We start from the raw sequence: 25184 nt of genomic DNA on the forward strand, positions 1-25184 counted from the left end.
CGATGGGCGAACCGGTTAACGGCTGCGGAAGACAATGCGGCCTTTGCTCAGGTCGTACGGGGTCAGCTCTACAGTGACTTTGTCACCCGTCAGGATGCGGATATAGTTTTTGCGCATTTTACCGGAGATATGAGCGGTAACCACGTGCCCGTTTTCCAATTCAACGCGGAACATGGTATTGGGCAGCGTATCAAGCACGGTGCCTTGCATTTCAATATTGTCTTCTTTGGCCATCGAATCCTCTAGGTGTAACTACCTTTGTTTTTAACCGGCAAGATAATGCCGAAAAACCCACATTATGTAAAGGAGCGTTCATAAACTGAGTCTTATTTATAAACCGCCGTTAGTTATCATGGCCTCGGCCGAGCCAGCGTTTGCGGGCGCCAACAGCCATCACTCACCGGTTTATCCCGCAATTGAAAAAGAAATTGCAAAAAGCGGTCGCGGGGAATTTCACCTACCCCCAGTGATGCGGTATGCGCATTTAGTACCTGACAGTCGATCAGATAACCACCGTGACCAATAAAATGTTGTTGGAATGTCAGTAAAGCATATTTGGATGCATTATCGGTTCGGCTGAACATTGACTCGCCGCAAAATAATCCGCCTTGCGAAACACCATACAGTCCGCCAACAAGCGAGCCATTCTGCCACACTTCGACAGAATGTGCTTGTCCTGACTGATGAAGTTGCGCATATGCCAGAGTAATTTCCTGACTAATCCAGGTTCCGCCGTCGTGCTCATTGGCGCAAGCGGCGATCACGTCATTAAAAGCATGGTTGAGGGTGACCTGAAAATCGTGCTTACGCAGAAATTTCTTCATGCTGCGGCTGATATGAAAGGCGCCCGGAAACAGTACCGCTCGCGGATCGGGCGACCACCATAAAATAGGTTCGCCGGGGGAATACCAGGGAAATATCCCCTGCCGATAAGCCGCCGTCAGCCGCGCAACGGAAAGATCGCCGCCTATCGCCAATAATCCGTTCGGCTCGTCCAGCGCATTAATCGGATCGGGGAAATGAAGTGAGTCGCAGGAAAGCTGATACAGTCGCATAATATTCCGGTTAAATAACCGCCTACACTCTGACAGGCGGTTGGAGATTCAAATATGCTGGTGAAATTGCCAGTAGCGCCCTTGCTGAGCCATCAACGCCTGATGGTTCCCTTGTTCGATTATCCGACCGCCATCCATCACGCAAATACGATCCATTGATGCTAACTCATACAGCCGATGCGTAATCACAATCAAGGTTTTTCCTTCACAGTGTCGACGCAGCAGTTGCAAAATACGCCGTTCGGTTTCTGCATCCAAACCTTCGGTTGGCTCATCCAGCAATACCAGCGGCGCATTGTGCAACAAGGCCCGGGCCAGGCCGACACGGCGCTGTTCGCCGCCGGAAAGCTGGCGGCCGCCTTCGCCGAGCCAGGCATTCAGTCCTTCATTTTCCAGGAGTTTATCCAAACCAACCTGTTTTAACACCGTCTTCAGCTGTTCATCCCGCGCCTCGGGATCGGCCAGTAACAGATTATCGCGCAGCGTGGCGCTGAAAATATGCACGCGTTGAGGCACGACGCTCATCATGCCGCGCAGTTCATCCTCTCGCCATGCGGATAACGGCAAGCCGTTCAGGGCGATCTCGCCCTGTGCGCAGTCCCACGCGCGAGTAAGCAGTTGCAGCAGGGTGGATTTGCCGCATCCGGTCCGTCCAAGCAGGGCCAGATGCTCGCCGGCACGGATACTAAGCGAAATATCGCTTAGTACGGGCAGTGGTTGATCCGGATAGGTGAAACTGACGCGATTTAACGCCAGCGAGGCCGTCGGCGCGAGCGGCGGACCTTGTTGCGGAAAGGTAATCTCGGCCGGCTGGCGGATAATCTGATCGACACGGGCGGCGGAAGCAATAACCTGTCCCATATGCTGGAAAGCGCCGGTCACGGGCGCAAGCGCTTCAAAGGCGGCCAACGCGGCAAAGACAAACAGCGCAATCAACGCGCCGGGCTGCGTATCGCCGCCGATACCTGCCGCCGCCAGCCATAATATCAGGGTGACCGTCAGCCCGCTGCATAAGATCATCAGCGCCTGAGACAGTCCGGTCAGGTTAGCCTGCTGCTGTTGCCGCGCCAGCCAGCGCATTTCCAACTGCGCCAACCGTTGACGCGAAGCCGACAGCGCGCCAAAAACGGTCAATTCCGCCTGACCCTGTAGCCAGGTTGTCAACTGGATACGATATTGCGCCCGCAAGGCGGTCAGATCCTCACCGATAGGATGACCCGCGCGATAGAATGCGACTGGCAGAATCAACAGCAGGCTCAGCATGATGGCGCACAATGTCAGCGCCAGCGAGGCATCCAGCCAGCTTAGACCGTAAGTGACGATCAGAATCACCAGCAGGGCGCTGACAATCGGCGAAATAACGCGCAGATATAAATGGTCGAGCGTATCAACATCGGCGACCAGCCTGTTCAGCAGGTCGGCCTGACGAAATCGTGCGATGCCGCCGGGAGACAGAGGCAGAATCCGTGAAAAGGTAAATATGCGCAGGTGTTGCAGAACGCGGAAAGTGGCGTCATGGCTTACCAGCCTTTCGGCGTAACGGCCTGCGGTACGGGTAATGGCCGCGCCTCGCACCCCGGCCGCGGGCAACATATAGTTAAAGGTATATAACCCGGCGGCGCCTGCCAATGCCGCGCCAGCCAGAAACCAGCCCGACAGCGCCAGCAACCCGATGCTGGCCAGCAACGTCACAATGGCTAACAGGATCCCCAGACTCAAGCGCCAGATATGACGGCGATATAACCTCAGAAAGGGTTTTAAAACCCGCATGGTTTTTATTTGAGACATATCATAACACTCCCTGACGTTGCGCCATCAGTTCGGCAAAGGCGCCGGATTGCGCGCTGAGCGTCCGATAGTTACCCTGTTGCACGAGCTGGCCATGATGCATGACCCAGATAGCGTCGTAATCAAGGGTGTCGTGCAATTGATGGGTGACCAGCAGCGTTGTTTGATTACGCGCCGCGGCATTCAACGCCCCCATTACCCGCTGTTCACTGTGCGCATCCAGGCTGGCGGCCGGTTCATCAAGCAGCAACAGACGGCATGGATTGATTAGCGCGCGGGCGACCGCGACGCGCTGCGCCTGCCCGACGGAAAGACGCGCCGCGCCATCGCCGATGGGCGTATCTAAACCCTGCGGCAGTTGGGGCAGAAACTCATGCACGTACGCCCGTTCAATGGCCTGCTGCAATTCATCCCCGGTTGCCTGCGGTTTTCCCAGTAAAATATTCCCCCGCAGGCTCTGCTCCGGCAGATGAGGGTTTTGTCCCACCCAGCTTAACTGCCGGCGCCATGATTCGGGCGACAGCGTATTCAGCTCAATGCCGTTTACGGTGAGGGAGCCGCGGTAGGGCAGGAAGCCAAGCAGCACGTTCAGCAGCGAACTTTTTCCCGCGCCGCTGATGCCCACCAGCGCGATACGCCGGCCGGACTCAATGGTAAATGTCAGCGGCTGAGTGAGCGGCGTGCCGTCGGGCGCCAGAACGACCAGATCGGCGGCCTGGATCGCTATCGGCCGCTCGCTGCTGAATTCACGCTCGCCAAAGCCCACGGTTTCGCCTTCCGCCGTCAGAAAAGTCACCAGCGATTCCGCGGCGCCGACGGCCTGAGCCTTGGCGTGGTAAAACGTGCCGAGGTCGCGCAGCGGCTGGAAGAATTCAGGCGCCAGGATCAACACCAGAAACCCGGCGAACAGCGTCACGCCGGCGCCGTAATGACCGAAATTCAGCTCTCCCAGATAAGAAAAACCAAAGTAAACGGCCACCACGGCGATAGAAATCGAGGCGAAGAATTCCAGTACGCCGGAGGAGAGGAAAGCCATGCGCAAGACTTCCATGGTACGGCGGCGAAAGTCTTCAGACGCTTTGCTGATCTGCTCCGTTTCCCCACGGCCGCGATTAAACAGACGCAGGGTTTCCAGCCCGCGCAGACGATCGAGAAAATGGCCGCTCAAACGCGCCAGCGCCAGAAAGTTACGCCGGTTGGCATCGGCCGCGCCCATGCCGACCAACGCCATAAACAGCGGGATCAGCGGCGCAGTCAGCAACAGAATCAGACCTGCCGTCCAATTAATCGGGAATAGGGTAATCAGAATAAGCAGCGGGATCAGCGCGGCAAGATACATCTGGGGCAGATAGCGGGAATAGTAATCCTGCATATCTTCAACCTGTTCGAGGATCATGGTCGCCCAGCTTCCCGCCGGTTTCCCCTGAACCCAGGACGGGCCCAACTGCTGCAAGCGATCTAATACCAGCTTACGGATTTGCCGACGTACCGCCTGTCCGCATAGAAAACCCACGCGCTCGCGCAGCAGACTATTCAATGCCCGCAGTACAAAGGTGGCGACAAGCAGCAGAAAAGACGTGAGCAACGCATCGCGCGGCGTATGATCGATAATCAAGGCATGCAGCAGCGAGGCCAAGAGCCATGCCTGCGCGACAATCAGCACCCCGCTAAGGAAACCGAGCAACAGTGAAAGCCGTAACCAGCGTTGCGCCAGCTTACTTTGCTGCTTCAGCCAAGAGGTCAGTTCTTGCTGTCTGGTTTTTTTCATCAGGCACCAGGTGGTTATTTCACATGAAGAGTGTTAATGGAAAATAACGCTTATATAACCGTTAGTTAACAAGCTTATTCTCCTACGCTCAGAATGCCGCCATGTTACCGCGACAAAAGCGCTCTGCAAACGAAAAGGCAGGGAGACGATCAATTTTTGCGTGATGAAGGGAAAAGAGAACGTTATCCGGGGCGGTGAAAACGCCCCGGAAGGCAAAGCGGGGTTATTTCGCGGCGGTTAGCCCGTCCAGATACCGTTCGGCGTCAAGTGCCGCCATGCAGCCGGTTCCTGCCGAGGTGATTGCCTGACGATAAATGTGATCCATCACGTCACCCGCGGCAAAAACGCCAGGAATGCTGGTTTGGGTGGCATTACCGTGGATCCCCGACTGTACCTTGATGTAGCCATTCTCCAGTTCAAGCTGACCGCCAAATACCGCGGTGTTCGGGCTATGGCCGATAGCGATAAATACGCCGGCCAGCTCCAGTTCTTCCGTCGCGCCGCTGTGCGTATCGCGCAGACGCACGCCGGTCACGCCCATGTTGTCGCCGAGAACCTCATCCAGCGTACGGTCGGTATGCAGGATGATATTGCCGTTTTTCACTTTATCCATCAGACGGTCAATCAGGATTTTTTCTGAGCGGAAACTGTCGCGGCGGTGAATCAGATGCACTTCCGCTGCAATATTGGATAGATAGAGCGCTTCCTCAACGGCGGTATTGCCGCCGCCGACGACGGCGACTTTCTGATTGCGGTAGAAGAAACCGTCGCAGGTGGCGCAGGCAGACACGCCTTTGCCCTTAAAGGCTTCTTCGGAGGGCAGGCCCAAATAACGGGCGGAGGCGCCGGTGGCGATAATCAGCGCATCGCAGCTATATTCATCGCTGTCGCCAAACAGACGAAAAGGGCGGGTTTGCAAATCAACGCGTTGAATATGGTCGAATACGATATCGGTATTGAATTTTTCCGCATGCGCCTGCATCCGTTCCATCAGCAGAGGCCCGGTCAAACCCTCAGCGTCGCCCGGCCAGTTTTCGACTTCGGTGGTGGTGGTCAACTGGCCGCCTTTCTCCATCCCGGTGATGAGTACCGGCTTTAAATTAGCCCGTGCAGCATAAACCGCGGCAGTGTATCCGGCCGGGCCTGAACCCAAAATCAATAACTTGTGGTGTTTAACGGTACTCATGAGTTCCTCATTTCATGATGACGGAGATTAACGTGATTGTAAGGAAATTACCGAAGTAAAAAAAGTATGTGGCGAAGTTGTTAGCTATAGGTTTAATCGTTGGTGGCTATTGCGACGATAAATGGCTGATAGATCAGCCACATTCATAAGTAAAATGACTGAATGCGCCCCACAATACGCGTTTGCCTTATCTAATCTGGTACTTTCTTCTGATTTTAGTTGTTTTGCTTTGACAATCCGCTGTGCTTTTGCGAAAACATCTGGGTAAGAGGAAATTTTTTGTATGTGAATAGTTAAAAGCTCGGCTTTTTATTCGTCGTCTGGCTGGCTGGTCTTTAAGCCACGGACAATTCGTTTTTGCCTGGTTCGACATTTTACCACTAGCGCATGACGATGACAGACAGCGGCGGAAAGAGACAATGACTTTTGATATACAAAATTGACAGCGGGTCTTCTTTAGGGTGGCTCTGATACATTGAAGTTGGTCGGAGTGTAGCAGGTGCAAGGAAGAGTGAGAGAGACAATAATAATGGTAGAGACTAAAAAACGGCCAGGAAAAGACCTCGATCGTATCGATCGCAATATCCTGAACGAATTACAAAAAGACGGACGTATTTCTAATGTCGAGCTGTCCAAACGAGTGGGACTATCGCCGACGCCTTGCCTGGAGCGCGTACGTCGCCTGGAACGGCAGGGGTTTATTAATGGCTATACCGCGCTGCTGAATCCACACTATCTGGATGCATCGCTGCTGGTGTTCGTTGAAATTACGCTAAATCGCGGCGCGCCCGATGTGTTTGAGCAATTTAATTCGGCAGTGCAAAAGCTTGAAGAAATTCAGGAGTGTCATCTGGTTTCCGGCGATTTCGACTATCTGTTGAAAACCCGTGTACCGGATATGTCCGCCTATCGTAAGTTGTTGGGCGAGACGCTGCTTCGATTGCCGGGTGTGAACGACACCCGCACCTATGTGGTGATGGAAGAAGTTAAACAAAGCAATCGTTTGGTCATTAAGACCCGATAAATGCATGGGTGCAAAACCCGATAAATTCAGCTACACTCCTGTGAATTTATACAGTTTCAGCGCCGGGTTTTTCTCGGCGCTTTGTCATAAACCTTTACAGGCCCCTGGAGAGACGCTTGAGCCAGGAATACACAGAAGATAAAGACATTACCCTGAGAAAACTCAGTGGTTCTCGCCGTTTACTTGAAGCGATATTGATCGTAGTGGCGCTTTTTGCTGTTTATCTAAGCGTCGCGTTGCTTAGTTTTAGTCCTTCTGACCCCAGTTGGTCGCAAACCGCGTGGCACGAACCTATCCATAACCTCGGCGGCGTAGCGGGCGCCTGGCTGGCGGATACCTTGTTTTTTGTTTTTGGCGTGTTGGCTTATGCCATTCCGCCGATAATGTTGTGTCTGTGCTGGTCGGCTTTTCGTCATCGCGATAACCAGAGCGCGATCGACTACTTTACATTTTCGTTGCGCCTGATTGGCACTCTGGCGCTGATTCTGACCTCCTGCGGCCTGGCGGCGTTGAATATTGACGACCTCTACTATTTTGCCTCCGGCGGCGTATTGGGCAGCCTGCTGAGCAGTTCGATGGTTCCCCGCTTTAACGGCATGGGGGCGACGCTGATATTACTGTGCGTCTGGGCCGCGGGCCTGACGCTGTTTACCGGTTGGTCATGGTTGACCATCGCCGAAAAAATAGGTTCGGCGGTATTGGGCTGTCTGACGTTCATGTCTAATCGCTCGCGCAGCGATAACCTGCCTGAACCGCTGTCTTCCGAGTCCGTCGATCGTCGGGAAGATCTGTCCGTAACGTCGGCCGACAGCGATGATGATGTTTTATTCTCGGCGCCGTCGATAGCCTCGGCAACCCACGAAACACGTCCGGCGGAGCAGGGCGGCGAGCAGCCAGCGGCCGCCCCCTCATCGGATTCGTCGCTCGTGGCGTCTCTGGCGATGGACACGCAGCAGGGCATGCCGGAGCAACCCGCCGCCCGGCAGCAAATTGATGTCGCTTCAACGCTCAATCCGCCGTTGTATTCTTTTGAGGTGCCGACGCCCGTTCCCGCGGCCCATGACGACGGCGCGGAAGCCTACCACCCATCCGGCAGTGCGGATACGCCGCCGATTGCGCAATCGCAGGTCGCGCAGCCTATCGATCGGGCGCCTTATGCCGGGCAGTCCGAAACGCCAGACAGAACGGAACCTTCGTTCAAGGCGAATAATACCTTTATGCCGGCCTTTAGTGCCGATGATGACGGCAATTCTCAGGTAAAACAGGGCGTTGGGCCGGAGTTGCCGCGTCCGAATCCGGTTCGCATCCCGACTCGTCGCGAGCTGGCCTCGTACGGTATTACATTACCGTCGCAGCGCTTGGCTGAACAACAGGCCAGGGCGTCGCAAGCTCAGAGCGATATGGATAACAGCAGTCCGGCGCACGGCGAGGAATCCCCGGATGATATTGCGCAGCAGGAAGCCGCGTTACAGCAGGCGTATATCGAGCAGCAGCGTCAGCGCTATGGCGAAGATTATCCGCAACAGGAAGACGATCAGGAAGCGCTGCTGCAAGCGCAACTGGCTAAGGATTTTGATGCTCAGCAGCAGTCCCGCTATGGCGGGGTGGATGAGAGCATGCCGGCGCAGCAGCAACCGACGCTAAATCGCGCCGCCTTGTCTGATATGCCGTCGGGCGCACAGATTCCCGGCTTTTCTCCCCTGGCCGATCTGGTTGATGACGGCCCCAGTGAACCGCTGTTTACCTTATCCGCTTCCGAACATGTCGATACGCCGCCGCAACAGGGCGGAGATGATGCGGTTGATTCCCGGCAACATGAGCAGAACACGTCGGCCGCCAACGCCGATGCGGTTTCGCCGATAGAGCCGGCGGCTCCCGCGCGTAAACCGATAATGGATAGTTTGATTCACCCTTTCCTGGTTCGTAACGATCAGCCGTTGCAAAAACCGACCACACCGCTGCCGACGTTGGATTTACTGACGCCGCCGCCGGAAAGTGAAGCGCCGGTGGATAGTTTCGCGCTGGAGCAGACGGCGCGTCTGATCGAGGCGCGGCTGGGTGACTACCGGGTAAAAGCCGATGTCGTCGATCACTATCCCGGGCCGGTGATTACCCGCTTTGAGTTGGATTTGGCGCCGGGCGTGAAGGCCGCGCGTATTTCCAATCTGTCACGCGATCTGGCGCGTTCGCTGTCGGTGGTTGCCGTACGTATTGTTGAAGTTATCCCCGGTAAACCCTATGTGGGGCTGGAGTTGCCTAACAAGCACCGCCAAACCGTTTATCTGCGGGAAGTGCTGGACTGTGCCAAGTTCCGTGATAATCCTTCGCCGCTGGCTATTGTGCTGGGTAAAGATATTGCCGGGCAGCCGGTGGTGGCCGATCTGGCGAAAATGCCGCACCTACTGGTGGCCGGTACGACGGGTTCCGGTAAATCCGTCGGCGTTAACGCCATGATTATCAGCATGTTGTATAAGGCCACGCCGGAAGAAGTGCGCTTTATCATGATCGACCCGAAAATGCTGGAGCTGTCCGTTTATGAAGGGATCCCGCATCTGTTAACGGAAGTCGTTACGGACATGAAAGATGCGGCGAATGCGCTGCGCTGGTGCGTCGGTGAAATGGAGCGCCGCTATAAGCTGATGTCGGCGCTGGGGGTGCGTAATCTGTCCGGCTATAACGAACGGGTGATGGAAGCGAATGCGATGGGGCGTCCTATTCCCGATCCGTTCTGGAAGCCGGGCGACAGTATGGATATGACGCCGCCGGTGCTGGAAAAACTGCCTTATATCGTCGTGATGGTCGATGAATTTGCTGATTTGATGATGGCGGTGGGCAAGAAAGTTGAAGAGTTGATCGCCCGACTGGCGCAGAAAGCGCGTGCGGCGGGTATTCACCTGGTATTGGCTACGCAACGGCCTTCGGTGGATGTGATCACCGGCTTGATCAAAGCCAATATTCCGACCCGTATCGCGTTCACCGTATCCAGCAAGATTGATTCGCGCACCATCCTTGACCAGGGCGGCGCCGAATCACTACTGGGGATGGGGGATATGCTGTACATGGCGCCCAACTCATCAATACCGGTGCGTGTGCACGGGGCTTTTGTTCGCGATCAGGAAGTTCACGCGGTGGTTCAGGATTGGAAAGCGCGCGGGCGGCCCCAATATATTGAGAATATCGTCAGCGGCGGCGACGATGGCGAAGGGGGCAGCCTCGGTCTGGATGGCGATGAAGAACTCGATCCGCTGTTTGATCAGGCCGTTGCCTTTGTGGTGGACAAGCGCCGGGCATCGATCTCCGGCGTACAGCGACAGTTCCGCATAGGTTACAATCGCGCTGCGCGTATCGTGGAGCAGATGGAAGCGCAGGGGATCGTCAGTTCTCCCGGGCATAACGGTAACCGCGAGGTGCTGGCCCCGCCGCCAATGGAGTGAATATAAAGGGCTGCGGTTGCAGCCCTTATGCAAAGAAGCGTAAAAGCCGCAATTAGCAGACAATTCGCCTATCGCTGTCTGAGTGGGTTCAGCTAAAGTATTGACCACGCAGAGAGTCTGATGTCTTCACAACCCGGTTGTGATGTCAGGAAATTCAAAGGATTTTAGTATGATGAAAAAATGGTTAGTCGCCTGTTGTTTGATGTCTGGCATCACATCAACCGTGGTGTGGGCGGATGCGGCCGGTGATTTGCAAAATCGGCTTAGTAAAGTAAACAGTTTCCATGCCGGTTTCACGCAGACCGTGACCAGCGCCGATGGCGCCACCGTGCAGGAAGGCGAAGGCGAATTGTGGCTGAAACGCCCCAATCTGTTCAACTGGCAAACCACGTCGCCGGACGAAAGTGTCTTGGTGTCTGATGGTAAAACCCTCTGGTTCTACAACCCGTTTGTCGAACAGGTGACGGCCACCTGGTTAAAAGACGCGACAGGCAATACGCCGTTTATGCTGATTACCCGCAACGACGCCAGCGATTGGGGCAGATATGATGTGCGCCAGAAAGGCGACGATTTTGAGCTAACGCCCAAGTCCGCCAACGGCAACCTGAAGCAATTTGCGATCAGCGTAACCCCCAACGGCACCATCAGGCAGTTCACCGCCACGGAGCAGGATGGGCAGCGTAGCCGCTATGTGCTGAAGAATCAGCAAAACAGCGCGGTTGATTCAGCAAAATTTACTTTTACGCCGCCGCAAGGCGTGTCGCTGGACGATCAACGTCAGTGAGGTCCGGGTGAGCAATCTGTCGCTTGATTTTTCCCGTAATGAATTCCAACCGCTGGCGGCGCGTATGCGGCCGGCGACATTGGCCCAGTATATTGGTCAACAGCACCTTTTAGGCGCGGGTAAACCGTTGCCGCGCGCCATTGAGGCCGGTCAGCTTCATTCGATGATCCTGTGGGGGCCGCCCGGCACCGGGAAAACGACGCTGGCGGAATTGATCGGACATTACGGGCAGGCGGACGTCGAGCGGATTTCGGCGGTGACGTCAGGAATAAAAGAGATTCGCGAGGCCATCGAGCGGGCGCGGCAAAATCGTTATGCCGGGCGGCGTACGATTTTGTTTGTCGATGAAGTCCACCGGTTCAACAAAAGTCAGCAGGATGCGTTTTTACCGCACATTGAAGACGGCACAATTACATTTATCGGCGCGACGACCGAAAACCCCTCTTTCGAACTCAACTCGGCATTGTTATCTCGCGCCCGTGTGTATCTGCTAAAAGCGCTCACCGCGGAAGATATTGAGCAGGTGCTGCAACAGGCGATGAATGACGGTCAGCGGGGCTACGGCGGGCAAAATATCGTATTGCCAGACGATACCCGGCGCATGTTGGCTGAATTGGTCAATGGGGATGCCCGTCGGGCGCTGAACAGCCTGGAAATGATGGCGGATATGGCCGAGGTGGATGCGCAAGGCATACGCACGTTGACGCCGGCCTTGCTGAAAGAAGTGTCAGGCGAACGCAGCGCCCGGTTTGATAATAAAGGCGATCGTTATTACGATCTGATTTCGGCGCTGCATAAATCGGTGCGAGGCTCGGCGCCTGATGCCGCGCTCTATTGGTATGCGCGCATCATTACCGCCGAGGGCGATCCGCTGTATGTTGCCCGCCGCCTGTTGGCGATTGCCTCTGAGGATGTCGGCAATGCCGATCCGCGCGGGATGCAGGTCGCTATCGCCGCCTGGGACTGTTTTACCCGCGTAGGACCGGCGGAAGGCGAACGCGCGATTGCGCAGGCGATTGTTTATCTGGCCTGCGCGCCGAAAAGCAACGCGGTTTATACGGCATTTAAGGCCGCGCTGCATGATGCGCGGGAAAAGCCGGATTACGACGTTCCCGAGCATCTGCGGAATGCTCCGACGCGCCTGATGAAAGAAATGGGCCTGGGAGCGGAATATCGCTATGCCCATAATGAACCCAATGCTTATGCGGCGGGAGAGAACTATTTCCCACCCGAAATGGCCGATGCGCAGTATTACACCCCGTCGTCACGCGGTCTTGAGGGAAAAATTGGTGAAAAGCTCGCCTGGCTTGCCGCTCAGGATCAAAATAGCCCGACAAAACGCTACCGCTAAATCAAGCGTTGCGGTAAGGTTAACGCGATAATTTCTGACGCCCGGACGCGTGTATATGCCGGGAACAACACCCTTTCATTTGATAATCATAAGCACAGGATTAGCATGCTCGATCCCAATTTACTGCGCAATGAGCTAGACGCAGTCGCCGCAAAACTACTGGCTCGCCGAGGCTTTAAGCTGGATGTTGATACTCTGCGTAAGCAGGAAGAACGTCGCAAGGTTTTACAGGTAGACACTGAAAATCTACAGGCGGAACGTAATTCCCGATCGAAAGAGATCGGTGCGGCAAAAGCCCGTGGTGAAGATATCGAGCCGTTGCGCCGCGAAGTTAACGAGCTGGGCGAGAAACTGGATGCGGCCAAAGCCGAGCTGGATCAACTGCAAAATGAAATCCGCGATTTAGCGTTGGCGATCCCCAATTTGCCGGATGATTCCGTTCCAGTTGGTAAGGATGAGCGCGACAATAAAGAGGTCAGCCGCTGGGGAGAACCGCGCAAGTTTGATTTCCCGGTGCGCGATCATGTGGAGCTTGGCGAGATGGCCGATGGGGTCGATTTCGCTGCCGGCGCAAAACTGGCCGGCGCCCGTTTTGTGGTGATGAAAGGGCCGATCGCCCGTCTGCATCGTGCGCTCTCTCAGTTTATGCTCGATCTGCACACTCAGCAGCATGGCTATCAGGAAGCGTATGTTCCTTATCTGGTCAACCATGCGACGCTGTACGGGACGGGGCAGCTACCGAAATTCGGCGAAGATCTGTTTCATACCAAGCCGTTAAGCGAAGAGGCGGAAACCAGCAACTACGCGTTGATTCCTACCGCCGAGGTTCCGCTGACTAATCTGGTGCGCGATGAAATTCTGGATGAAGCGTCATTACCGCTGAAAATGACGGCCCATACGCCGTGTTTTCGTTCGGAGGCCGGCTCTTATGGCCGTGATACCCGCGGTTTGATTCGCATGCATCAGTTTGACAAAGTCGAGCTGGTGCAGATTGTGCGTCCCGAAGATTCAATGCAGGCACTGGAAGAATTAACCACCCATGCTGAAACCGTATTGCAATTGCTGAAACTGCCATACCGTAAAGTCCTGTTGTGTACCGGAGATATGGGATTCGGCTCCAGTAAGACCTATGATCTGGAAGTGTGGTTACCGGCTCAGGATACTTATCGCGAAATTTCTTCCTGTTCCAATATGTGGGATTTTCAGGCCCGACGCATGCAGGCGCGTTGCCGCAGTAAAACCGATAAAAAAACCCGCCTGGTTCACACCTTGAATGGTTCGGGGCTGGCTGTCGGACGTACTCTGGTTGCGGTGCTGGAAAATTATCAGCAGGCGGATGGCCGCATTGCGATCCCTGACGTTTTGCGTCCGTATATGAGCGGTCAGGAATTTATCGGCTAATTAACCGTCCACTATCTTAAAAAGCGCCTGATGGCGCTTTTTTTAATGCCGTCATACGGTAATATTTTTTAATCAAGAAAATACTTTTTTCAGCTCGACTATACGTTTTGATTATCTTCTAAAAATTAAATTTATTTAAAATCATTGAGGTAGATCCCAGATCATTCTGCCGCTCATCCGTTTAAACCTGCGTTTGATAAATTATTTAAATCAAAGGAGAAATCAGTGTAATGCACTGATTTTCACTGGATTGACTTTTAAATACGCAGTGGCATGATGCGATCACTTTTTTCTGGTTGTCTGGTTATCCATTTCACTATGCCCGCTTATTCTCGCCCAGTGCTGTTATTGCTCTGCGGCCTTTTGTTGCTGACGGTTTGTATTGCCGTACTGAATACCATGGTACCCCTGTGGTTAAATTATCAGCAACTTCCAGTTTGGCAGGTTGGCCTTGTCGGGTCGTCTTATTTCAGCGGAAATCTGGTCGGGACGTTATTTGCAGGCCGGTTAATCAGGTTTTATGGATTTAATCGCAGTTATTATTGCGCCGTCGCGTTGTTCGGAATAGCGACCCTCGGTCTGGGCATTTCTGTTGATTTCTGGAGTTGGTTATTCTGGCGTTTTCTGGCCGGTGTGGGCTGTGCGCTAATTTGGGTGATAGTCGAAAGCGCGCTACTTTGCAGCGGCACCTCAACCCAGAGAGGCCAACTTTTAGCCGCCTATATGATGGCCTATTATCTGGGCAGCGTAATGGGGCAGTTATTGCTTAGCATGTTGCCAACGGCGTTGCTCAGCGTTTTACCCTGGGTGATGGCGTTGATTGTTCTGGCGATATTGCCGCTGCTGTTTACCCGTATTCCGGCGCCGATAGGGCAGGAACATAAGGTTAATATCTGGAAAATGCTGAAATATCGCAGTGCGCGTATAGGTATTCACGGCTGTGTTATTTCCGGCGTTATTCTTGGTTCGCTGTACGGTTTAATGCCGCTGTATCTTTCCCATCAAGGGATGAGCGATGCCCGGGTTGGCTACTGGATGGCGCTGCTGATTAGTGCGGGTATTGTCGGCCAATGGCCGGTCGGGCGTATGGCTGACCGCTATGGCCGACTGTTGGTGCTGCGGGTGCTGGTTTTTGCCGTGATTGTCGGGTGTCTTGCGATGCTCAGCATTAGTCATTATGCATTGGCTCCGGCATTGTTCGTGCTGGGTTGCGCCGGCTTTACGCTCTATCCCGTGGCGATGTCATGGGCCTGCGAGAAAGTTCGCCCTGATGAACTCATCGCCATGAATCAGGCGCTATTGCTGAGCTGTACGTTGGGCAGTCTGTGTGGGCCTGCCTTGGCGGCGGTACTGATGCAAACGTATTCAGATCGGTTGCTGTTTGTCCTGATTGCCGCCGTTTCGCTGTTTTATCTGGTGATGTTGCTGAAGAAAGCCGATCACCATCCAAAACCATTCGCAGCGGCCTGACGCTATGACTGCAAGCCGGCGAGTGAACTCTCGCCGGCTTTGACCATGTTATTCCACAATGCCTCTGCAACCGGACTTAGCCGCTGTTTGGCGTTGCGAATAAGATAAAAAATACTGGTCAGGCCAAGAATGTCTGGTGAAATCGCGGTTAGCTTCCCTTGCGCAACCCAGGGGGAAGCATAGTGATCGGGAAGAAAACCCGTATGTGTTCCCGCCAATAGCAGCAATAAGCTGCTTTCAAGGTGCCAGGCTGTATTTTGTAACCCTTGCTTGGCGACCGGCCCTAATTGCTTGCTGATTTCATGCAATGCATGTCCTCCAATCAGTAATCGGCGCGGGTTAAGCGTGCCATTTCGCCATTCCTGTTCTATCCGATCTGCATTTTGCGATGCGGAATAAAAATTACTATGTTCAATAAAAACCGGCTGAAAAAAGATATCAGGTGGAATGTCGTCGGGCAGCACACTGAGAATGATATCTAGGTGACCGTTTTTTAAGCGTTCCATCAACGGGGTATAATCGCCTATTTCAAGTTCAACCGTCGCTTCTTCACTTTGACTATAGAGTTTGGCGATTGCGGTTGATATGACTTTTGCCGGGTGTGTTACCGTATTGTCCAGACAGCCAATGCGAACCTTGCCGATCAGTTGATGCTTAATGTGTGCTAATCGATTGGCGAAATCATCCAGCGTGGCAATGAGGGATTTTGCTTCCTGATAGACGGCTTCGCCTTCCGTTGTTAAAGAAAACCCCCCGCGGCCTCGTTCACAGAGCACCAGGTCCAGCTCATCTTCAAGCCGTGAAAGATAGTGACTGAGTATCGGCTGGCTGAGGCCTGTGGCAGCCTGGGCGTTTGTAATTCCTTGTTTTTCCACTATTTTACAGAAAAGCTTTAACCAGCGAATCTCCAGTTTGTCTAAGCGCATAGCCGTTCCTTCGAATACATAATAAACGTAAATGTTAACATCAAAATATATCTGTATTAATCAATATAATTCCTCATTATCTTGTATGCACGTCACGTATTTAATGTGACGCCACGAAAAAACGTGGTTTTATGCGTCACACCAGGGTCTCTCTCAAAAATGGCTCGGTCAATTATTTGGCCGCGCCATTTTTCTATACGGCGTCATATAACCCCTATAAAATATAATAAAGGCAAAATAATAATTAGGTTGCTATTTAGTGGAGGATATATGTCTCAAGGGAATATTGCGCCAGCAGCTCGGCCGAAAGTCCGGCAAATCTATGACTATGAATATGAAACCGTGCCGCCTGAAGCCCGTAAGCGCTGGTATGTTATCGCCCTGATATGGCTGGCGATCGGGATCGATATTTCAGGTTTATTTCTCGGCGCTTTTTTAAGCTCCGGCTTGCCTTTTATACAGGCGGTCAGCGCCACGTTGATCGGTTCCGCCCTGCTGGGGATACTGGCGGCACTATGCGCTAACGTCGGGCATGGTTGCGGACTGTCGACCACACTGCTGAGTATTTCTGTATTTGGCCGCCTCGGCGGTAAATTGATTGGGATTTTCTCGGCGATTTCTTTTGTTGGGTGGTTTGCGTTCCAACTCGATTTCTTTGGCGTGATGCTGCAAAAGGCATTAATGCATTATCAATTTGAGCCCGGCCGCCTGCCGATACTGCTCTTTGGTATGGCGTTAATGACGTTTACCGCTATCTGGGGCGTCAGGGCGCTGGGTAAGCTGAGCATATTCAGCGTGCCGCTTATGCTGATATTAATTATTACCGGCATTGCGCTGGCGGCGACAAGTCATTCAACCGCGCCGGAAATAGCCATTAAAACGCCTATCGGCATGGGCGCCGCCATCTCCTATGTTGTTTCCATCTGGATCGTCTCCGCCGTCATGTCCCCGGATATTGCACGCTATGCTAAAACCCGTAAGGATGCGCTGCTCGGCGCGGGGCTGGGTTTTTGTTTGGGTAATAGCTCCACCATATTGGTTGCTTTGGTATTGACCCGTTTGGTCGGCAGTGAAGATCTGGTTGAAGTCTTTTTCAGCATCGGTTTGGGGTTGTCAGCGATTCTGGTGCTGATTTTTGCTCAATGGACAACCAATAGTTCTAACCTGATCTCCGCATCTTTGGGATTATCCGTCGTGGTTAGAGCATTATCCCGACCGGTGTTGGTTGTTCTGATGGCGATTGTCGGGTTGTTATTGGCCTACAATGGCATGATTAATAACTTTACCCAATTCTTATCGCTTTTAGGCGTGTTGATTTCACCTATCGCGGGCGTTTATCTCGTCGAATATTATTTCCTTAATGCCGAACGCCTGAAGCAGGCTATATCACAACCCTGTGCGCTCAACCTGACTGCGGCTCTTGCATGGTTGTGCGGCAGTGTGGTTAGCGTCTTAACGTCCCCGGATTTTTTTGACGCCTTTACGATAAGTTCAATTTCCGCCCTGGATGGCGTGATGGCTAGTATGGCGGTTTATCTCGCCATAAATAAAATCTTTCCGCCATTGGCCGACTCATCGCAGTCAGGCTTGTGATTGAAGTGGTAACCGGGTGAATAATGGTCCGTTATATTGACGCTAAAACGATTGACGATATTGCGTTAGGCGCAGCGGTACTTGGCACCGGCGGGGGCGGCGATCCTTACGTCGGCGCGTTGATGGCTAAACATGCTATGCGGCAGATGAAGCCGGTTGCCATCCTCAGTCTGGATGAAGTCAAAGATGATGATCTGGTGGCGCCATGCAGCATGATTGGCGCCACCGCGGTTATTGTCGAAAAAATCATGACCGCCCATCAGTTTGTGCAGGCGTTTGAAAGCATGGAGAACGTGCTGGCGCAACCGATCGCGGCGACATTCCCCATTGAGGCTGGCGGCGTCAATTCCCTGATCCCCTTTATCACCGCGGCGAAAAAAGATTTACCGGTCATTGATTGCGATGCGATGGGGCGGGCTTTTCCGGAAGCGCAGATGGTAACGTTTTTTCTGGATGGTTTGCCTTCGGCCCCCAATACGCTGGCCGATGAAAAAGGGAATTCGGTGATCCTCAACCCTATCGACGGCATCTGGTCTGAACGGCTGGCGCGTGCCATTACCGAACAAATGGGCGCCGCCTGCGCCATGTGCGACTATCCATTAAGAGGCCGGCAGCTTAAGCAAAGCGCGATAAAGGGAACCCTGATGCTGGCTGAAAATATCGGACGCACCATCCGGCTGGCGCATCAGTCGGGAAGCAACGGGGTTCAGGCCTTACTGCCAGTATTAAATGCGCACGTGATCGCATCAGGGAAAGTCGTTGATGTCGATCGCCGCACCACCGGTGGTTTTGCCCGGGGAAAAGTGGTTGTTGAAGGCATAGGCTGTTCGAAAGGCGAGATGTTTACCGTACTTTTTCAAAATGAACTTTTGCTGGCTTATCGCTCCTCAGAGGTGGCCGTGCCGACCCAGGATAATCTGCTGGCGATCGTGCCCGATTTGATTTCGATACTGGACAGGGAAACGGGGCGTCCAATTATTACCGAGCACCTGCGTTATGGTCAGCGGGTTGAGATCATTGCTTATCCGTGCAATGAAAAGTGGCGAACGGCTAAAGGACTAGAGGTCGTCGGACCGGGGTATTTTGGGTATCCGGTGCAGTATGTGCCAATAGAGCAGCTTGTTAACCACTGAGGTCTACTATGTCCGGGAAAAATGATTACCGCCTCGGCATTGATGTCGGTGGCACGAATACCGATGCCGCCATTTTGGATGCGGATCTTCAGTGTATCGCCACGGCAAAATTCCCCACCAGCGATGATATTTATAGCGGTATTGTGCAGGTTATCGCCCAGGTACTTGAACTGTCCGGTGTGCATCCGCAGGAAATTCGTTATGCCATGCTGGGTACCACGCAATGCACCAATGCGCTCGTCGAGCGGAAAGGGTTGAATCGGGTGGGGCTGTTAAGGCTTAGCTTACCCAGCAGCGACGGAGTTCCGCCGCTGTTTGACTGGAGTGATGAATGGCGGCAAATCCTCGGCCCGCATTTCTATCAGCTACATGGCGGTTATGAGTTCGACGGTAAGGAAATTCATCCCGTTATTTATGATGAGGTGATGGCCGCATGCGAAAAAATGCGTGGGAACGTTGATAGCGTAGCCGTCTGCGGGGTGTTCTCACCGGTGAATAGCGCCCAGGAACAGATCGTTGCCGACTGGGTCCGTGCCGCCTTGCCTGATGTTTCGCTGTCGCAGTCGCATCGAATCGGCAATATCGGTCTGCTGGAAAGAGAAAACGCCACTATTCTCAATGCCGCGCTACAGCGCACCGCCCATCGCTTTGTTGATGGATTTATGCAGGCGCTATCACATCATGACATTAAGGCGACGCCCTTTTTCGGACAAAATGACGGTACGCTGATGTCTGAAAATACGGTCAAGCAGTATCCGATCCTGACAATGGCCTGCGGCCCCACTAACTCTATTCGCGGAGCTTGCCACCTGTCGGGATTGGACGATGCCTTAATCATTGATGTCGGCGGCACCACCACGGACATCGGGGTGTTGGTAAACGGCTTTCCGCGGGAGTCGGCCATCGCGGTCGAAGTGGGGGATATTCGCACCAACTTCAGAATGCCGGATATTGTCTCTATCGGTATCGGCGGCGGCACCTGCGTGCGACGGGATTCGGCGGGTAATATCACGCTTGGCCCCGACAGCGTGGGATATCGCCTGCTGCAAAAGGGTCTGAGCTTCGGCGGCGACACCCTGACCTTAAGCGATGTCATGATGCAACTGGATGCCAGCCGCTGGCCGTCGGCGCTGACGGCAACATTACCCAAGTTGGCCAAGGAGTTTTGCCGACAGGTATACCAGAAAATGATTCAGCAGGTTGAAGAGGCGATCGATCGCATGAAATCGTCTGTAGGCAGCGTTCCGGCCGTACTGGTCGGCGGCGGTAGCGTACTGCTGCCCGATACGTTGTCCGGCATCAGCGAGGTGATCCGTCCGCGGAACTTTGAGGCCGCTAATGCAATTGGCGTCGCCTTAGGGCTGGTGGGCGCGCAAATCGATAAAGTGGTCAAAATCTCTGAACACGATCGCGACCGTATCAGGCTTGAATTGCAGCAGCAAGCCATTGCGCTGGCGGAGCAGACGGGCGCGATGTCGGGCAGCATTGCGATCGTGGATTATCAGGAGATCCCTTTGGCTTATTTGCCGGGAAACGCGGTTCAGGTGAAGATAAAGGCGGCGGGACGGCTGGCATAATCGCTGCCCATAAGTGGATGCTTATGGGCGGTTCGATGCTTTCAGGCGGGGCGAAATCAGTACATCACCTTATGGCCGTATCCTTCAAGAATGGATTTTACCCGATCCATGGTCTCCGCTGTCGGAGGCTTCACGCCGTCCAGTTTGTATTCCTCGCCCATGGCTATCCACTTATGCTTACCGAGTTCGTGATAAGGAAGTAATTCAATTTTCTCGATATTCGACATGTCTTTGGTAAATTCGCCGAGCAGATGCGCCGACTTATCATCATCTGACCAGCCGGGAACGACGACATAACGTATCCAGGTGCGCTGATTGCGTTTTGCCAGATAGCGGGAGAAATCGAGCGTCCGATGGTTGGACACGCCGACCAGATTCTGGTGGATATCATCATTCATCTGTTTCAGATCAAGCATGACCAAATCGCTGACGTCCAGAAGCTCGTCAATCACCGGATCGTAACGGCGTACGAATCCGTTGGTATCCAGACAGGTATTGATGCCTTCCGCGCGGCAGGCGCGAAACCAGTCGCGTACAAATTCGGCCTGTAGAATCGCTTCGCCGCCGGAAGCCGTGACGCCGCCGCCCGAGGCGTTCATAAAATGGCGATAAGTCACCACTTCTTTCATTAATTCTTCCACCGTGATTTCTTTACCGGCGTGCGTATCCCAGGTGTCCCGGTTATGGCAGTACAGGCAGCGCATCAGGCAGCCTTGAAAGAAAACGATAAAACGAATCCCCGGGCCATCGACAGTACCGCAGGATTCGAAGGAGTGGATGCGACCGATTACTGACATTGCGAGGTTTTCTCCAGGTTTGACCGAACAATAGCGGTCTTTATGAGCGCAGTCATAAGAAAATGGGCGGAATACCTGTCAATAATGACAGCGCATACCCCCCGACCGATGCTGCGTCGAATCTGTTTTGCCAGCCATCCACCATGTTTATCGCGGGAATGTTCATAGAGGGCTGGCGAAACAGGTTTGACACTCTGTGACGCGATAGGGTGAGAAAAAGGCCCCACTAACGTGGAGCCTTTATTTTACGCCTTTTCAGACAGTCAGGGAAATCAGATCGACTGTGTGAATGTACGGGTAATTACATCCTGCTGCTGCTCTTTGGTCAGTGAGTTGAAACGCACTGCATAGCCCGATACGCGAATGGTCAACTGCGGATATTTTTCCGGGTTTTCCATTGCATCAAGCAGCATTTCACGGTTCATCACGTTGACGTTCAGATGCTGGCCGCCTTCAATGCTGGCCGCTTCATGGTGGAAGTAACCATCCATCAGACCGGCAAGGTTGGCTTTACGCACATCATCGTCTTTACCCAGTGCATTAGGAACGATGGAGAACGTATAAGAAATACCGTCTTTCGCATAGGCGAACGGCAGTTTGGCAACCGAGGTCAGAGAGGCGACCGCGCCTTTCTGGTCGCGACCGTGCATCGGGTTGGCGCCCGGTCCGAACGGCGCGCCGGCACGACGTCCGTCAGGCGTGTTACCGGTTTTCTTACCGTATACCACGTTAGAGGTGATGGTCAGGACAGACTGCGTCGGCGTTGCGCCGCGGTAGGTATTCAGCTGCTGAATTTTCTTCATGAAGCGTTCAACCAAATCGCAGGCCAATTCATCGACGCGCGCGTCGTTGTTGCCGAACTGCGGATATTCGCCTTCGATGTCAAAGTCGATAGCCAGACCGTCTTCGTCACGGATAGGTTTGACTTTGGCGTATTTGATGGCGGACAGGGAGTCGGCGGCAACAGACAGACCGGCGATACCGCAAGCCATGGTGCGATACACGTCACGATCGTGCAGCGCCATCAGCGAGGCTTCATAGCTGTACTTATCATGCATGTAGTGGATGATGTTCAGCGCGGTGACATACTGCTTGGCCAGCCAATCCATAAAGTGATCCATACGTTCCATCACTTCATCGAAATCCAGCACGTCGCTTTTGATCGGCGCGGATTTCGGGCCAACCTGCATTTTCAGTTTTTCATCCACGCCGCCGTTGATGGCATACAGCATGGTTTTCGCCAGGTTTGCACGGGCGCCGAAGAACTGCATTTGCTTACCGACGACCATCGGACTTACGCAACAGGCGATAGCGTAGTCATCGTTGTTGAAGTCCGGACGCATCAAGTCATCATTCTCATATTGCAGAGAAGAGGTATCGATGGAGACTTTCGCCGCGTATTTTTTGAAGTTCAGCGGCAGTCTTTCAGACCACAGGATAGTCATGTTCGGTTCAGGCGACGGCCCCATGGTGTACAGGGTATTCAGGAAACGGAAGCTGTTTTTGGTAACCAGCGTACGTCCGTCAAGCCCCATGCCCGCCAGTGATTCAGTTGCCCAGATCGGGTCGCCGGAGAACAGTTCATCGTACTCGGGCGTGCGCAGGAAGCGAACCATACGCAGTTTCATCACCAGATGGTCGATCAGTTCCTGCGCGTCTTCTTCGGTAATCTTGCCGGCTTTCAGATCGCGTTCGAAATAGATATCCAGGAATGTGGATACGCGGCCGAAAGACATCGCGGCGCCGTTCTGAGACTTAACCGCGGCCAGGTAGCCGAAGTAGGTCCACTGTACCGCTTCCTGAGCATTGGTCGCCGGACGGGAAATGTCGCAACCATACTTGGCGGCCATCTCTTTAATTTGACCCAGCGCGCGGTGCTGATCGGCGATCTCTTCGCGCAGACGGATGGTTGCTTCCAGATCTTCGCCGTTTTCCAGTTTGGATTGCAGGGAAGAGAACTGAGCAAACTTGTCTTTCATCAGGTAGTCAATACCGTACAGCGCTACGCGACGGTAGTCGCCGATGATACGGCCACGGCCGTAGGCATCAGGCAGACCGGTCAGAACGCCTGATTTACGACAACGCAGAATGTCAGGGGTATAAACGTCGAAAACGCCCTGGTTATGGGTTTTACGGTATTCGGTGAAGATTTTTTTCAGCTGCGGATCCAGTTCACGGCCATAAACCTTACATGAACCTTCAACCATTTTGATGCCGCCGAACGGAATCAGCGCACGTTTCAGCGGCGCTTCAGTTTGCAGCCCGACGATTTTTTCCAGGCTTTTATTGATGTAGCCGGCATCGTGGGAAGTGATGGTCGCTGCAACGTTGGTATCGAAATCAACAGGTGCATGAGTGCGGTTTTCCTGTTTGATGCCTTCCATCACGCTGTCCCACAGCGCGGAAGTGGCTTGAGTCGCGCCGGCCAAGAAAGATTCGTCACCTTCATACGGCGTGTAGTTTTTCTGAATGAAGTCACGAACGTTGACTCCATCCTGCCATTCACCTTTGCTAAAGCCTTGCCATGCGCTGGCTAATTTTTCATTCAGCTCGGTCATTTTACACCTACCTTTGATATGGATTTTTTAAAACCCGACGTTGCGGCCGATTGCACCCTAGTGCTTGTCTCCGCCGCGCAAATAAATTACCCAGTATGTTAAACCTACCAGCAGGCCGCCACCAATGATGTTTCCTATCGTGACTGGAATCAGGTTGCTGCTGATGAAATGGCTAACGGTCAAATGTTCAAACTGGGAAGGCGCCATTCCTATTGCGTGCCAGAATTCCGGCTCCGCGAAATTTTTGATTACGATCCCCATCGGAACCATAAACATGTTGGCGATACTGTGTTCAAATCCGCTGGCGACAAACATGGCGACCGGTAAAATCATCGCAAACATCTTGTCGGTCAGGGTACGGCCGGAATAACTCATCCATACGGCCAGACATACCATCAAGTTCGCCAGAATCCCCAGGCACAGCGCTTCAACAAAGGTATGCTCAAGCTTGTGCTCGGCGGTTTGCAGAACGTTGAGCCCCCATGCGCCATTGGCGACCATGTGCTCGCCGGAAAACCAAATCAGCGCGACAAAGAAAAGCGCGCCGATCAAGTTGCCGATATAGACATTAACCCAATTACAGGCTAGTTGTTTCCAGGTTATACGTCCACTGGCTTTGGCGATAACCGTCAGTACGGTGGACGTAAATAAATCCGCGCCGCACACCACGACCAGCATCAACCCCAGCGAGAAACAAATACCGCCGATCAGCTTGGCGATGCCAAACGGGATCGTCGAGGTGCCGGTGGTGGACGTAATATAAAAGACAAAGGCGATCGAGATAAAAACGCCTGCGGTGATCGCTAAATAAAACGTGGTCCACGGTTGCTTTGTTGCTTTATAGACACCGGCATCTTCGGCTACTTTCGCCATTGCGGCCGGTAATAGTAGAGTAAAGGGGTTGTCAGCTTTCACACTAACTCTCTCTTAAAATTTATCAGCGTCGAGATACTAACAAAGCAGTATAAAGCAAAATTTGACGTGGATCATATTGCTCAAAACTAACGCCGGCTTGCATGGGGATGAAAGGGGGCGTTTTACATGTATCCATTTGATTTTTATTTGGAAAAAATATTTTAAAGTTTGCAAAAAGATTTGAATTAACCGGCATTTCCATCCCGTTTTGGGGTTAATAAATATAACGTTTTGTATAATTTAGGTGCGGTATTTTTGATGTAATTTAATTTAAATTTAACCATTTAATAACAATGTGCGGAATGATAAGGATTGGATTAACCGGCGATATTGATTATCAAACAGCGATAACCCCTTAAAACTAAGGGTTATCGCATGGTTTTTTTAGTAGAACATCGCCCGGGCGTGACGGGCGTGACGGGCG

18 protein-coding genes are annotated in these 25184 nt (G+C 53.2%); 9 read left to right on the plus strand and 9 right to left on the minus strand.

Translation table 11 applies throughout. The features are described from left to right. Nucleotides 1-15: 15 nt before the first annotated feature. The 5 genes from infA to trxB form a co-directional block, all read right to left on the minus strand. Nucleotides 16-234, minus strand: coding sequence for a translation initiation factor IF-1 (gene infA / locus JG725_RS01355; RefSeq protein ID WP_002211347.1), 219 nt, complete (start codon nucleotides 232-234; stop codon nucleotides 16-18). Between the two features lie 116 nt (nucleotides 235-350). Then, nucleotides 351-1055 (minus strand): leucyl/phenylalanyl-tRNA--protein transferase, encoded by a 705-nt coding sequence (gene aat, locus JG725_RS01360; RefSeq protein ID WP_199376218.1) that lies wholly within the window; start codon nucleotides 1053-1055, stop codon nucleotides 351-353. Between the two features lie 48 nt (nucleotides 1056-1103). After that, on the minus strand, nucleotides 1104-2825 hold the full coding sequence (gene cydC, locus JG725_RS01365; protein ID WP_172288804.1) for a cysteine/glutathione ABC transporter ATP-binding protein/permease CydC: 1722 nt from the start codon (nucleotides 2823-2825) through the stop codon (nucleotides 1104-1106). A gap of 19 nt (nucleotides 2826-2844) precedes the next feature. Next, nucleotides 2845-4611, minus strand: a complete 1767-nt coding sequence (gene cydD / locus JG725_RS01370; protein WP_199376220.1) for a cysteine/glutathione ABC transporter permease/ATP-binding protein CydD — start codon at nucleotides 4609-4611, stop codon at nucleotides 2845-2847. Between the two features lie 223 nt (nucleotides 4612-4834). Then, on the minus strand, nucleotides 4835-5797 hold the full coding sequence (trxB, locus tag JG725_RS01375) for a thioredoxin-disulfide reductase (protein ID WP_199376222.1): 963 nt from the start codon (nucleotides 5795-5797) through the stop codon (nucleotides 4835-4837). A gap of 529 nt (nucleotides 5798-6326) precedes the next feature. Between trxB and lrp the strand changes: the two genes are divergently transcribed. The 6 genes from lrp to JG725_RS01405 all read left to right on the plus strand — a co-directional run bounded on the left by lrp (nucleotide 6327) and on the right by JG725_RS01405 (nucleotide 15261). Further along, the gene (lrp, locus tag JG725_RS01380) at nucleotides 6327-6821 is read left to right on the plus strand and encodes a leucine-responsive transcriptional regulator Lrp (RefSeq protein WP_172288140.1); all 495 of its coding nucleotides are present in this window, start codon (nucleotides 6327-6329) and stop codon (nucleotides 6819-6821) included. A 116-nt stretch (nucleotides 6822-6937) separates the two neighbouring features. Then, nucleotides 6938-10255 carry a DNA translocase FtsK 4TM domain-containing protein gene (locus JG725_RS01385; RefSeq protein ID WP_199376224.1) on the plus strand — a complete coding sequence of 1106 codons (3318 nt, stop codon included), beginning with the start codon at nucleotides 6938-6940 and terminating at the stop codon, nucleotides 10253-10255. 172 nt (nucleotides 10256-10427) lie between these two features. Then, the gene (lolA, locus tag JG725_RS01390; RefSeq protein ID WP_172288802.1) at nucleotides 10428-11039 is read left to right on the plus strand and encodes an outer membrane lipoprotein chaperone LolA; all 612 of its coding nucleotides are present in this window, start codon (nucleotides 10428-10430) and stop codon (nucleotides 11037-11039) included. A 7-nt stretch (nucleotides 11040-11046) separates the two neighbouring features. Continuing rightward, the gene (locus tag JG725_RS01395; protein WP_199376226.1) at nucleotides 11047-12390 is read left to right on the plus strand and encodes a replication-associated recombination protein A; all 1344 of its coding nucleotides are present in this window, start codon (nucleotides 11047-11049) and stop codon (nucleotides 12388-12390) included. A 105-nt stretch (nucleotides 12391-12495) separates the two neighbouring features. Beyond that, nucleotides 12496-13791 carry a serine--tRNA ligase gene (gene serS / locus JG725_RS01400; RefSeq protein ID WP_172288134.1) on the plus strand — a complete coding sequence of 432 codons (1296 nt, stop codon included), beginning with the start codon at nucleotides 12496-12498 and terminating at the stop codon, nucleotides 13789-13791. A 318-nt stretch (nucleotides 13792-14109) separates the two neighbouring features. Next, the gene (locus JG725_RS01405; RefSeq protein WP_172288132.1) at nucleotides 14110-15261 is read left to right on the plus strand and encodes an MFS transporter; all 1152 of its coding nucleotides are present in this window, start codon (nucleotides 14110-14112) and stop codon (nucleotides 15259-15261) included. A 2-nt stretch (nucleotides 15262-15263) separates the two neighbouring features. Here the strand turns inward: JG725_RS01405 and JG725_RS01410 are convergent, their stop codons facing one another. Continuing rightward, a complete protein-coding gene (locus JG725_RS01410; protein ID WP_172288130.1) occupies nucleotides 15264-16187 on the minus strand; it encodes a LysR family transcriptional regulator in 924 nt (307 codons plus the stop codon). A gap of 270 nt (nucleotides 16188-16457) precedes the next feature. Here JG725_RS01410 and JG725_RS01415 point away from each other — a divergent pair, with 270 nt between their 5' ends. Genes JG725_RS01415 through JG725_RS01425 form a run of 3 tightly spaced genes read left to right on the plus strand, consistent with a single transcriptional unit; the run spans nucleotide 16458 to nucleotide 20490 of the window. Then, complete coding sequence (locus JG725_RS01415) at nucleotides 16458-17780, plus strand: cytosine permease (RefSeq protein ID WP_199376227.1); 1323 nt, start codon at nucleotides 16458-16460, stop codon at nucleotides 17778-17780. Nucleotides 17781-17803: 23 nt separating this feature from the next. Continuing rightward, nucleotides 17804-18913 (plus strand): DUF917 domain-containing protein, encoded by a 1110-nt coding sequence (locus JG725_RS01420; RefSeq protein ID WP_199376229.1) that lies wholly within the window; start codon nucleotides 17804-17806, stop codon nucleotides 18911-18913. A gap of 8 nt (nucleotides 18914-18921) precedes the next feature. Continuing rightward, entirely contained in the window at nucleotides 18922-20490 is a 1569-nt protein-coding gene (locus JG725_RS01425) for a hydantoinase/oxoprolinase N-terminal domain-containing protein (RefSeq protein ID WP_199376231.1), read from the plus strand. A gap of 56 nt (nucleotides 20491-20546) precedes the next feature. On the opposite strand, the gene pflA is transcribed toward JG725_RS01425, so the two are convergent. From pflA to focA, 3 genes are all read right to left on the minus strand, one after another. Further along, on the minus strand, nucleotides 20547-21287 hold the full coding sequence (gene pflA, locus JG725_RS01430; protein WP_199376233.1) for a pyruvate formate lyase 1-activating protein: 741 nt from the start codon (nucleotides 21285-21287) through the stop codon (nucleotides 20547-20549). A gap of 272 nt (nucleotides 21288-21559) precedes the next feature. Then, nucleotides 21560-23845, minus strand: coding sequence for a formate C-acetyltransferase (gene pflB, locus JG725_RS01435; RefSeq protein ID WP_172288120.1), 2286 nt, complete (start codon nucleotides 23843-23845; stop codon nucleotides 21560-21562). Between the two features lie 57 nt (nucleotides 23846-23902). After that, nucleotides 23903-24760 carry a formate transporter FocA gene (focA, locus tag JG725_RS01440; protein WP_172288118.1) on the minus strand — a complete coding sequence of 286 codons (858 nt, stop codon included), beginning with the start codon at nucleotides 24758-24760 and terminating at the stop codon, nucleotides 23903-23905. Between the last annotated feature and the right edge of the window lie 424 nt (nucleotides 24761-25184).

This window comes from Brenneria sp. L3-3C-1, assembly GCF_016456245.1.
Taxonomy (GTDB): domain Bacteria; phylum Pseudomonadota; class Gammaproteobacteria; order Enterobacterales; family Enterobacteriaceae; genus Brenneria.